Origin of the sequence: Shewanella metallivivens (assembly GCF_028750675.1) — a bacterium.
GTDB classification, from domain to species: domain Bacteria; phylum Pseudomonadota; class Gammaproteobacteria; order Enterobacterales; family Shewanellaceae; genus Shewanella; species Shewanella metallivivens.
This window is the reverse complement of record NZ_JAQQPZ010000002.1, coordinates 501,343-513,668: the sequence shown is the minus strand read 5'-3', so window position 1 is coordinate 513,668 and position 12,326 is coordinate 501,343. Positions and strand designations below refer to the sequence as shown.

Sequence of the window (12,326 nt, the reverse complement as noted above, 5' to 3'; positions counted from 1 at the left end):
CCACCTCCTATGTCATTCTGTGCATGTCTTAGCGAAGACACCAATAATATTAACTAGTAAAAAGGAATTGAACATGACTAAAAGTAAAACTCCAATGACACCAGAAGCCGCTGCTCGTATTCAGTCTTCTGAAGCAATTAAAAATGGTGGCAAAGTCGAAAAAGGTACTTTTGCACCCCGAGCACAGCGCGCTTCAGAAACTAACCAAAAGTCAGGCAAATAAGGAGACTACCTTGAGTAAATCAACACCAACCTCAAAAGCACCAGCAACACCACGTCCAAGTAACAATCCCAATTACCCAAGCACGACGGGTAAACCTTCTGGTAATGGGCGAGGTAACGTTCCAAAGAGTAAATAAAACCATTTAACGTTAAATTTAGCAAAAGCGGTCCCTGAAGGTGACCGCTTTTTACGTATAAAATTATCGACAACTGTTAGCATAACGTCGAAAAATAGAAACAAAGCCTTTCGCATCATCTTTATAATCAGAGTAGGGATAATCTTCTTGCGCTCCTTTGAGAGCGCATAGGCAAACATCGCGCTTGCTGAGATAACGGCTTTGAGAAATAGAATTTTTACTTCCATTAATACAGCTGTCCAACAAAGCATATTCAACCGCTATCGGATAACGATCTCCGTAACCTTTGACCTCGTCATTCAGGGTATGAACGCCAACATAAGTTAAAAGGATCATCGCTGTGCCTGTGATAAATTTTCGTTTAGAAAATTTAACTCCCTTGTAATCCTTTTCACACTTTTTACAGAGTATATTTTCGGCGAACTCGATTTCGTTATCGTGTTGACAATGAGGACATTCAATAAACATATTGCACCACTAACATTCTTCCTTGCTAATTAGTTGTAATAAAACATATTAAAACATAAAAGTCTGCTTTATGCATAGCCTACTTCATAGTTCAGAAATAAATGTATACTACTTATTTTGTAGTTGTGTGCTTCGGATATACCGCAAATTGTAATTAGTTTGGTTTTTTAGAGAAATCCAACACTATATCAGTGAATTGGCATGATGATTTTGCTACTATCCCAAGCAATTATCATGTTTTGAGAGCAAGTTCATGTCTATCAGTTCAGCAATTAAATCCATCCAAGATATTATGCGTAAAGATGCCGGTGTCGACGGTGACGCCCAGCGCCTTGGGCAAATGTCTTGGTTACTGTTCTTAAAAGTATTTGATGCCCAAGAACAAGAGTTAGAGCTAGAACTAGACGATTACCGTGAGCCAATTCCCGCGCAGTTTTTATGGCGCAACTGGGCGGCTGATAATCAAGGCATTACAGGCGACGAGCTACTTGAGTTTGTTAATGATGAGCTGTTCCCACAGCTTAAAAACCTCACCGCGCCGATAGATAAAAACCCCCGTGGTTATGTGGTGAAAGAGGCGTTTTCAGATGCCTTTAACTACATGAAAAACGGCACGCTATTACGTCAGGTGATAAACAAGCTTAACGAGATTGATTTTACCGACTCAAACGAGCGCCACTTGTTTGGTGATTTGTACGAGCAAATATTAAAAGACTTACAAAGTGCCGGTAACGCTGGTGAGTTTTATACCCCGCGCGCTATTACTAAGTTTATTGTGGCGGTAACTGACCCCAAACTGGGTGAGTCGATTATGGACCCAGCGTGTGGTACTGGCGGATTTTTAGCCTGTGCATTTGACCATGTTAAAGCCAACTACGTTAAAACAGCAGATGATCACCAAACCCTGCAACAGCAAATCTTTGGTGTCGAGAAAAAGCAGTTACCGCATTTATTGTGTACCACCAACATGATGTTGCACGGCATTGAAGTACCAGTACAAATTAGACACGGCAACACCTTAAACAAACCGCTTTCAAGTTGGGACGAGCAAGTTGACGTTATCATCACCAACCCGCCATTTGGTGGCACCGAAGAAGACGGCATTGAAAAAAACTTTCCAAGCGAATTTCAAACCCGTGAAACCGCCGACTTGTTCCTGCAACTTATTATTGAAGTATTAGCAGCGCCTTCAGCGGGTAATGAGCCATCAGCGCTTAAAAGTGGCGGACGTGCAGCAGTGGTGTTGCCAGATGGCACCTTGTTTGGTGAAGGTGTTAAAACCAAAATCAAAAAAATGTTAATGGATGAATGTAATCTACACACCATAGTGCGTTTACCTAATGGCGTGTTTAATCCCTACACCGGCATTAAAACCAATATTCTGTTCTTCACCAAAGGCACGCCTACCAAAGAGGTGTGGTTTTACGAGCATCCCTACCCGGCAGGGGTAAAAAATTACAATAAAACCAAGCCGATGAAGTTTGAAGAGTTTGAAACAGAACTTGAATGGTGGGGCAACGAGGCCGATGGCTTTGCATCGCGGGTAGAAAACGAACAAGCCTGGAAAGTGTCAATCGATGACATCATTGCTCGCAACTATAACCTCGACATTAAAAACCCTCATGTGGGCGAAGTCATTAGCCATGACCCACAAGAGTTACTGAACAATTACGCCAAACAACAAGCCGATATTCAAGCACTGCGGGATCAACTAAAAGGCATTTTGTCAGCCGCATTATCGTCACCATCAACAGCAGACGGTGAGGGCAAGTAATGGCTGATCTATCAACACCTACCAACGACGGTCAATCTGAGCAAACAGCAGAAAGCTTAATCACCCAGAACATTGATATTTGGACAAGCGCCATAGAGCAAAAATCTTCAGCAGGGCGTGGTACCTCGAATAAATTTTCACTCTATGGTATTAAAAAACTGCGTGAGCTGATTTTAGAACTGGCCGTACGCGGTAAGTTAGTGCCGCAAGATGAGAATGACGAACCCGCTTCAGTATTGCTTAAGCGCATCGCTGCTGAAAAATCACAATTGGTTAAAGAAGGTAAGATAAAGAAACAAAAGCCTTTGCCAGAGATTTGTGACGATGAAAAGCCGTTTGCACTGCCGCAAGGTTGGGCGTGGACTTGTTTAGCAGAACTCGCAGAAATAGGTCCAAGAAATTCTAGTTTTGATGATGATACAGAAGCTTCTTTTGTGCCGATGCCTCTAATTAGTACCAGTTATAAAGGGGATCATGGTTCTGAAACAAGGTTATGGAAAGAAATAAAAAAAGGATATACACACTTTGCTGATGGTGATATTGGATTAGCAAAAATAACTCCTTGTTTTGAGAACAGTAAAGCAGCTGTTTTTTCTGGATTAGTTAACGGTGTCGGAACGGGAACAACGGAACTGCACATTGCCAGGCCAATAGAATCAACAGTAGATCCACTCTTTATTCTTTTATATTTGAAAGCACCAATGTTTCTAAAAGTCGGCGAAACTAAGATGACTGGTACAGCAGGTCAAAAACGAGTTCCTAAAGATTTTTTTGCATATAATCCACTACCATTTGCACCACTCGAAGAACAACACCGTATCGTCGCTAAAGTCGACGAGTTAATGAGCTTGTGTGATGCCCTTGAAGCACAAACAGAAGCAAGCATTACAGCACACCAAACCTTAGTAGAAACTCTGCTAAATGCACTGCTACAGCATAACACTAATCAGCCAGCAGATAGCCATTCAGCCAGCCTTGAGTCTGCACTTAATGATAGTTTTGCAGACAGCTGGCATCGTGTCGCCGAACACTTCGACACGCTATTCACCACAGAAGCCAGCATCGACACCCTAAAACAAACCATCCTCCAACTCGCCGTCATGGGCAAGTTGGTACCACAAGATGCTAATGATGAACCAGCCGCCAAGCTACTAGAGCGGATCAAAGCAGAAAAAGCTCAGTTGATTAAAGACGGTAAAATCAAAAAACAGAAACCATTGCCCGCCATCACCGACGAAGAAAAACCGTTTGAATTGCCTAATGGGTGGGAGTGGTGTTGTCTGCAAGATATTACTCTGCTGATAACGGACGGAAAGCATGGTGATTGCAATAACTTAGATAATTCTGGTTTCTATTTTTTATCAGCCAAAGATATCCAAAATGGCAAACTGATTTACGACAATGCTAGGCAAATTGTTGAATCAGAGTTTGCAGAAGTTCATCAGCGCACTAACTTGGAAGCTGGTGATATTTGTATGGTAAACACTGGTGCTACGGTTGGTAAGATGGCTATAGCCGAAGAACATTCTTATACAAGCAAAAGCACGTTTCAAAAGAGTGTTGCAGTTATTAAAGTTGCTAATCTTTTTATATCAAATAGATACATAGCATTATTCCTTGAATCTGAAACTCCTAATCTATTAAAAAAATCTGGGGGAAGTGCTATTAATAACTTATTACTTGGGGATTTAAAGAAAAAATTATCACCCCTACCACCACTCGAAGAACAACACCGTATCGTAGCTAAAGTCGATGAGCTAATGGCACTTTGCGACCAACTTAAAGCCCGTTTAAGTGACGCCCAAACAACTCAACTCCACCTCACCGACGCCATCGTCGAAAGACAATTTAACTAATAACTTTAAGGGAAATAGAGTTAATGATAACTAATTTTGAAATAGAAAATTTTAAATCTTTTGCAGGGAAACAATCGCTAAAGTTTGCTCCAATAACATTGATATTTGGTCCGAATTCATCTGGTAAAAGCTCTGTAATTCAATCATTGATGATGCTAAAGCAAACGATGTTGTCTAAGAGTGATAGTGAGCTGGTGCCCTCCGGGGATTTTATTAACTTAGGGACGTACAACTCACTCGTTCATGGACAGAACATTGATAATAAAATGTTTTTCTCAATAGAATATGATAGCCAATATGAGGCAGAGGAATATAAACTTAAGCATGGGCATGAAATGCTATTTGCTAATAGTGACTACAGAACTATTTCATTTAGCTATAGTCCCATTAATCATAAACCTACTTTGACAAATTACGGATTTAATTGCCGTAATAAGCATATTGAAAAAGTAGATTTTCAACTAACGAGAGTAAGAAAAGGCTCTAATGGTGAAACTTTTGCTTTGGACAATTCAGATAGTTTAAAAAAGAGTCTAGCAAAACGACATAAAATCTCACCTAAAGATTCTTCTTGGTTAGATTTGACAGACTCTTTAGGGAAGTTTTTTAGAGTTAGTCGCTCATTAAACGTTCCTGTCAGTACGGCAAGAGTAGAGAGTCACTTAGTTAGCTATACAAATAGAGTTGTTGATGATATTGCTAATGTATTCGATCAGTTGAAATACCTTGGGCCATTAAGGAGTTCACCTAAAAGATACTACTCAGACGAAATTGGTAATTACCAAAAAGGTCAAGGAAAAAGTAATTTAGGCAATGCAATATTTAATTCGACAGATGAAACTAAACTTAAGCTAAATTCGTTTTTATCTGACTTTAAAATACCTTATGAGATTGAAGCTGTTGACTTAGGTAATATTAATACTGGGCAGCTTATTTCAATACAGCTTAAAGACTTACGTAATGGGGCCACCATTACACCTAAAGATGTAGGCTTTGGTATTGGACAAGTTCTTCCTATTATACTTGAGGCCGTGATATCTAAAAGCAAGCTAATCTGTGTTGAACAACCCGAAATTCACCTGCACCCACGTTTGCAGGCTCACCTTGCGGACCTATTTATTGATTCCGTTTCCGAATCGCAGAAAAACCAATGGATTATTGAGACGCATAGTGAAGCGCTCATGCTACGTATTCAAAGAAGAATTAGAGAAGGAAAAATACCAAAAGAGCTGGTTTCTGTGTTGTATGTCGATGTTGGAAATTCTGGTTCTCAAGTCACTCAAATCGAATTAGATGATGATGGTGACTTTACAACAGATTGGCCTGAAGGCTTTTTCGAAGAAAGATTAGAAGAAGTTTTTGGGGGATAAATGATTACACCTTTCTATTTTGAACAAGAGTTATTTGATGATATTTCCATCAGGACTTTACCTGTAGTAAATCATGCTATTCTCGATATGTGGCATAAGTGTGGTTGTTTAGCTTTTTGTAATGAAAACAAGGATGAAATAATAAAAGCTATTAATTCTGTACCAACTAAATATAAGCAAAAATGGGTGACAGCTTTAACTTCAGATGGCTTTAAAAAGTATCAAGTTCAACTTGTGAAAAGTAAATTGTCTGAACTTGATGATATTGCAGATTTTGAAAGATGTTTTTATTCTAAGAAGGTAGTTACTGGCATATTGACTAGTGATTACGACGAGATTTTTCATGAGAATAGATTGATAGTTAATGGAATTGATTTGGAGGTGATCACTCCAAATAATTTTAATGAATCTATAAATTTCGCTAAAAGCAAAATGTCATGTGAATCAGACATCAATGCTGGCTCAAGTTTTAATGATGTGTGGAATGATAGATTTAGTAGTTTAGTCGCACATTCTAATAAAATAACGATAATAGATAGATATTTAGCTTTGAATTTGGAGCGTGATATCAGAGATGGCCATAAAACTTCACTAGAGTGTCTTTTTGAAAGGCTTTCATCTTATGGCACTAAATATAGTATCGATATTTTTTCTGCTTGTGACATTCATAATCAATCGGTTAGTGCCGATAAGATAAAAGATTATATTAATGCTGTCTTAAAAAAGAAGCCTTATTTCAGTGAAATAAATTTACAAATCAAATTTTCACTTTGTAAAAATAAGATTTTTGGTGAGGAGGCTCATGACCGTATGATCTGCATTGGTCAACATGTGGTTCAAATAGGTAAAGGAATGGAAATTTTTAGAGCAAAGGATATTGAAAACAATACTTTCACTATAAAACCTAAACATCTGTCATTCTTTAACACTGCTTATACAAACTTGAGCCGTAACAGAGAGTGGAGATACATTCCGTCCTAATTATAGTAATAAATATTAATAAATTAACAAAAAAATTTCGAGTATTTAGATGCTAAATTCAGAACAAATTCATGAAATATTACTTAGATTAATAGGGACTAATGATAAACATAATCACCCTTCCTATGCTCATGAGCACTGTCTCTATAAAGATTCGTATATTTATGTTAAGCATAAACCAGATCTAATAGTGAAAAAACAACCACTTGTGCTTCACCCTAGTATCATTCATTTGAAAGGCGAGGTTGATGCAATAGAAGGCGTAGAGACTGATTGGCAGCCAACTAAGAACACCAGTTTTCGTCGGTATCCAAAGCTTAATGGCACGTCACAATATGGTTATGCCTTTAATGTTGAAAGTGAAGGTGCTATCCAGCAATTACTTTATTTAATTGGAATTTCCAATGGGCATCCTGAAATGAACAAGACCAAACAATCAACTAAAGCAGGTGGCAACATGGCTGCATTAAACCAAATTTTGTATGGACCCCCTGGTACTGGTAAAACCTACAATACCATTAACCAAGCACTTGCTATTGTTGATCCAGCTTATTTAACTGAATATGAACATGACCGCCATAAAATCAAAGCCCGTTTTGATGAGCTAGTGACGAAGAATCGTATTGGTTTTGTTACCTTCCATCAAAGCTTTAGCTATGAAGATTTTGTTGAAGGATTAAAGGCTAATAGCGATAACGGTGTACTGTCATATAGTGTTGACCCTGGTGTGTTTAAATCGATATGTGAACGAGCAAGTTCAAGCCATTTACAGGTGGTATCTGTCGATGCTTTTGATGATGCAGTTATACAGCTTCAAGAAAAATATGAAGAAGCTGACGACCGTATAGAAATGGAAACTGTACGTGGAAAGAAGTTTGAAATCGAATATGTTGGTGGCATTACTTTTAAAATATTCCCACACTCAACTGAAAGCACAGACCCTAAATATGTCGCCTCAATAGCGAATGTGAGAAAGCTTTATCTAACAGGATCGAAACAAGATATCTACAACACCTCCTATGTAGAAGGTTTTTTACTCTACTTGAAGAAACACTTTGGACTAAAAGAATATGTGCCTGAAGTTGCTGACCATGAAACTACGCAACAACCATTTGTCCTTATCATCGATGAAATCAACCGTGGCAATATTTCAAATATCTTTGGTGAGTTAATTACGCTAATCGAGCCTAGTAAACGTTCGGGTTGCGCTGAAGCTTTATCAGTAAAACTGCCTTATTCGAAAGAGTCATTTTCAGTACCTTCGAATCTGCATATTATCGGTACTATGAACACCGCAGATAAATCGCTAGCTCAAGTCGATATAGCGCTGCGTCGTCGCTTTGAATTTGTTGAGATGATGCCACAACATGGCTTACTTTCAGGTATTGCTATTGATGGTATAGATGTAGCGAAGATGCTAAAAACGATTAACCAGCGTATTGAGTTGTTGTATGACCGTGAACATACCATAGGCCATAGCTTCTTTTTACCATTAAAAGATGATCCATCCATTGAGCGTTTGGCACGTATTTTTGAGTTAGAAATTCTTCCTTTATTAGAAGAATACTTTTTTGAAGACTGGGAACGTGTAGGGCAGGTATTGGGTGACCACCTAAAAACCGATGCCAGTTTACAGTTTATTGAAGAGAAGTTTACTGATAGCTCAGTATTACAGTTGATGGGAAATGATTGGTCACAAGACGGCATTAGACCTTATCAACGAAATGATGCTGCATTAAGTAATCCTGACGCATATAAAGGCATTTATGATGCGCAACAAGGTTAATAATGTCACTGTTAGAGAGTTTGCCTTATTAACTAATGGCGGTAATAACCACAGCATAGATTGCCACTCAATCCCTAAATCAGCGTTTGAGTGGTTATTGGCTAATGGTGTCAGTAATGGCGATAGTCAACGTGAATTGGTTAAAGCTAAGCGATACGGTAAATCTATTGCACTTCAGGTCATTAACTTTGTTGGTGTGTTAGAAACACCTTGTAAAACACGAATCGAGATTTTACCTAAAACGTCAACTGATACTTGTGACCCTGTATCAGCCCGTAAAATCTTGCTAAAGATGTTAGCCAGCGTTGAAACGTTAAAGTTAGAAGAGTTTCAACAATCTCAATTGCAGCTTTTGAAGCAACCGCTTTATGAGCTACTGATTACGCATTTTTTAAAAGCCGTTTCAAAGCTTGTACGGCAAGGTATTAGAAATGAGTATCAGCGAATTGAACGTGAATCGCCTTACCTAAAAGGGCAGTTGCAAGTTGCTAAACAACTCAGGCAACGTCCTGGTAAGCAACATCATTTTCATGTTGCTTATGATATCTATAATGCTAATCGGGCTGAAAACCGTTTACTGCACTCTTCATTGAAGCAAGTACTTAATTGGTCTAAGTCGAGTGCAAATCAACGGTTAGCTCGCGAATTACTGTTTGTATTTAATGATATAAATTTGTCTACGAATTATGCTTTAGATTTTAGACAGTGGAAGGATGATAGAGGACTTGCTCATTACCGGCCTTTAAAGCCATGGTGTGAACTGATTTTGAGTTATCAATCACCTGTAGCAATGGTCGGCAATCATGATGGGTTATCTTTCTTATTTCCGATGGAACAGCTATTTGAGCGTTATGTTGCCAAGCAGCTAAAGCGTCAGTTACCTACACATTTAAAGTTAAGAGAGCAGGTGTCTAGCCATTGCTTAACCCACCATAACGGCAATGATTGGTTTAGGCTAAAACCTGACATTGTGGTTTATGATAAATCAAAAGTGGTTACTGTGATGGATACCAAGTGGAAGCTTCTTGATGCTTCACTTAATACTACAAAGCATAAGTACAACTTGAGTCAGTCAGATTTGTACCAGTTATTTGCTTATGGTGAAAAGTACCTTAGAGGCCAGGGTGATCTGTACTTGATTTATCCTAAGTATATTGGCTTTATTGAACCTCTGGCAAACTTCGACTTTAAACCAGGGTTAAAGTTGATTGTGGTGCCTTATGATCTTGAAACTGATGAGTGTCTATTAGTGAGTCTTAAAGAGCCGTTGAGTGTAGTTGTATGAATCATATTGTTGAAAATAATGTCGCTGGGGTTCGGAGTGACAGTACCGAAAACTTAAATCTATGGATTCTGTCTTTGGGAACTACAAGAGTTTTGAACAATTTCAACATGACCATTTCAAATAAACAGTTATGACTAATCACAGAACCAAAGTAACGCTTACTAAAACACACTGACAATCAAACCAAAAACATACCGCAGGATTTGAAAAAGTCAGGTGGTAAAAACTTGCATCAAAAAGCGCTCTGATTAGATTGTTGCACCGTAACAGGGCAAACAAATCGTTAATACCAAAATAACCATATGATTCTAAATACTAAAAGGCCAGATCCACGAAGTGAGACAAAACTCATTTGGTTTGAGAAGCCACACAACAAGGGATGATTACAAAAACATATAAACTCTATTTAACATAATATACATTGTGCGCATATTTGGGTTTATGTTAAATTTACAGGTATATGCGGTTTATACCTTACCGTCATAGTGGCTGTATTTATGTCGTCCCATGGTTTATGGATGGCATTTTTATGCCTAAATTACCGTTTAAAATCGTGCTTACATTGCATGCTTTTCTTTTTTACCACTCATACCAGCCAATTATTCAATCTCAGCAAGATGATTTAAAGGTTTATTTGCCGCACTTTGGTGGCGTTCTGTTTGTGTGGTGTGCAAATACTGAGATGTGGTGTCGATACTTTCATGGCCTGCATCGGCCTGAACGTGTGATAACGGCCGGCGGTTGATATTAATGTCGTGCGTGATCCCTGTGTGACGAATATTATGCGCACTGAGTTGTCTCATTAAACGACTGTCGTGTTCAAATCCATCTTTGGCAGCATTGTCTGCAGCAAGATTAATTAATTTATCGATTTCATCTCGGATCTGTCTTATGCCTAGATTGGCGTTAATCACTCCGGATTCTCGGCCATGTGCAGCGGCTTTATGGCGAACAAATATTGGGTGTTGATCGTTGATGTCTGGTAAATCACTTAAACCCAGGTATCGTCGGTATTCGATTAAGCTGCTTAATAATACTTTGGATATGGCAATGTTACGTGCTTTGCCACTTTTAGAATATGGCACATGAAAATACCACACTCTGGAATGTGGATCTTGCCGAAACTGACTCATTATGGGTGCATAGCCTGCACGCGCACTGATTTCAGATATGCGTAAATAGCAGCTATATAACAGTGTAATTAAAAATAAACTGCGCTGATGTTGCTCTGGTTGTGTTTGCGATAAATGCTTTACGGTACTGACAACATAAGACCATTGTAACTCGGTAAATGCATGGTGATTACAGTCTTCCTCTAGGGTGAATTTACGTTTAATGGCAAATCTACTGTGCTTTAACCAAAGCTGTGCTGGGTTGCGCTCTGTGTATTCTTCACTAATTAAGTACCCGTAAAATGATGATAAAACGGCTATTTTGGTTTTAAGTGCATTATCACTTAATTGATATGGCAGACATTTACCGAACTGTTTTTTACCAATAAACGGCCGCCATTGGGGATTTGGTTGCCGTTCTCCACTCGCTTTGTCGAGTTTAAATTGTGCAACATTAAAGTACCCAATCAAATGGTTTGGTGGCGACTGGCAGTAATCAATGTATTTAGCGATGTCTTTACGTGTAACGGCTATTGGCGATAGAGCGACTACGTCAAAGCACCAATGTAAAAACGTGGTGAGTTCGCTTCGGTATGCTTTGTAGTTGTTTTCTGATTGCTTCTGCTCAAATAACCAGTCTGCACAGTGTTCAATAATTAGGCCTGCATCTGTCACTTTATTGATAGAAATACGCGTTAAATACTGATTTATAGTGGGATTACCTTGCAATATAAAATCTGCAGCGTCAAAAAGTGGTAATACTGGAGGCAATAGCTCAGTTGTCATAGTGAATACATAGTAGAGATTAGGTTATTGTTTTAATAGCTATTATAGCGTTTTATCGCTAATGCCGATAACGTTATTTATCGGCATTAATTGATTCGACATTTATGACTCTAGATAGTCTATTATTGTAATCGGCATTTTGGTTGAGTTTGGTTGATTGCTGTTTTTACTACATGATTGCTGACATTGGCTATTTTGACATCCCACTCTGTGCTGGCAACTCCATAAGCATAATTGCCACAAGGTTTGTTTGCTGTCTCTGTCTAAACACTGTAAATCAGCAGCACACAAATGACCTGCTTTTATTAATTGAGCCAGTTTGGCAGTGTCGATTGTTACATTGACTCTAGACATATCGCCTTCTCATTCAAATTGTATCTTATATCTCATAATACATTGTTGAGAATGATTATCAATTAGATTGTTATGCCGTGCTTGTTTTTGTGACTTAAACCACTCACCTAGCTGAAGATATTGTAACAATAGATGCACCTGGTTTAACGCTAAGCTAAGGCAATTAAAAAATGCTGTATATAAGGTTGTGTATTA

Annotated in this window: 11 protein-coding genes; 8 read left to right on the top strand and 3 right to left on the bottom strand. The window is 38.6% G+C overall.

The window, feature by feature from the left end; translation table 11 throughout:
* Positions 1-73: 73 nt before the first annotated feature.
* Complete coding sequence (locus PQR79_RS05130; protein ID WP_182750692.1) at positions 74-223, top strand: hypothetical protein; 150 nt, start codon at positions 74-76, stop codon at positions 221-223.
* A gap of 10 nt (positions 224-233) precedes the next feature.
* Positions 234-359, top strand: a complete 126-nt coding sequence (locus PQR79_RS05125; protein WP_259397000.1) for a hypothetical protein — start codon at positions 234-236, stop codon at positions 357-359.
* A 63-nt stretch (positions 360-422) separates the two neighbouring features.
* Here PQR79_RS05125 and PQR79_RS05120 read toward each other — a convergent pair whose 3' ends face one another.
* Positions 423-827: a hypothetical protein gene (locus tag PQR79_RS05120; RefSeq protein WP_274408399.1), complete on the bottom strand. Its 405-nt coding sequence runs from the start codon at positions 825-827 to the stop codon at positions 423-425.
* A 253-nt stretch (positions 828-1,080) separates the two neighbouring features.
* On the opposite strand from PQR79_RS05120, the gene PQR79_RS05115 reads away from it, so the two are divergent.
* The 6 genes from PQR79_RS05115 to PQR79_RS05090 are packed head-to-tail and all read left to right on the top strand — an operon-like array spanning position 1,081 to position 9,879.
* A complete protein-coding gene (locus PQR79_RS05115; protein ID WP_238103732.1) occupies positions 1,081-2,601 on the top strand; it encodes a type I restriction-modification system subunit M in 1,521 nt (506 codons plus the stop codon).
* Positions 2,601-4,457, top strand: a complete 1,857-nt coding sequence (locus PQR79_RS05110) for a restriction endonuclease subunit S (RefSeq protein ID WP_238103733.1) — start codon at positions 2,601-2,603, stop codon at positions 4,455-4,457. The genes PQR79_RS05115 and PQR79_RS05110 overlap by 1 nt, the downstream gene beginning before the upstream one ends.
* A gap of 23 nt (positions 4,458-4,480) precedes the next feature.
* The gene (locus PQR79_RS05105; protein ID WP_238103734.1) at positions 4,481-5,827 is read left to right on the top strand and encodes an AAA family ATPase; all 1,347 of its coding nucleotides are present in this window, start codon (positions 4,481-4,483) and stop codon (positions 5,825-5,827) included.
* Entirely contained in the window at positions 5,828-6,808 is a 981-nt protein-coding gene (locus PQR79_RS05100) for a hypothetical protein (RefSeq protein WP_238103735.1), read from the top strand.
* Positions 6,809-6,857: 49 nt separating this feature from the next.
* On the top strand, positions 6,858-8,594 hold the full coding sequence (locus tag PQR79_RS05095) for an McrB family protein (RefSeq protein WP_238103736.1): 1,737 nt from the start codon (positions 6,858-6,860) through the stop codon (positions 8,592-8,594).
* The gene (locus PQR79_RS05090; protein WP_238103737.1) at positions 8,575-9,879 is read left to right on the top strand and encodes an McrC family protein; all 1,305 of its coding nucleotides are present in this window, start codon (positions 8,575-8,577) and stop codon (positions 9,877-9,879) included. The genes PQR79_RS05095 and PQR79_RS05090 overlap by 20 nt, the downstream gene beginning before the upstream one ends.
* Before the next feature lie 599 nt (positions 9,880-10,478).
* On the opposite strand, the gene PQR79_RS05085 is transcribed toward PQR79_RS05090, so the two are convergent.
* Both PQR79_RS05085 and PQR79_RS05080 read right to left on the bottom strand, forming a co-directional pair.
* The gene (locus tag PQR79_RS05085; RefSeq protein ID WP_238103738.1) at positions 10,479-11,777 is read right to left on the bottom strand and encodes a tyrosine-type recombinase/integrase; all 1,299 of its coding nucleotides are present in this window, start codon (positions 11,775-11,777) and stop codon (positions 10,479-10,481) included.
* Between the two features lie 102 nt (positions 11,778-11,879).
* Positions 11,880-12,131, bottom strand: coding sequence for a hypothetical protein (locus PQR79_RS05080; RefSeq protein WP_274408398.1), 252 nt, complete (start codon positions 12,129-12,131; stop codon positions 11,880-11,882).
* Positions 12,132-12,326: the final 195 nt, after the last annotated feature.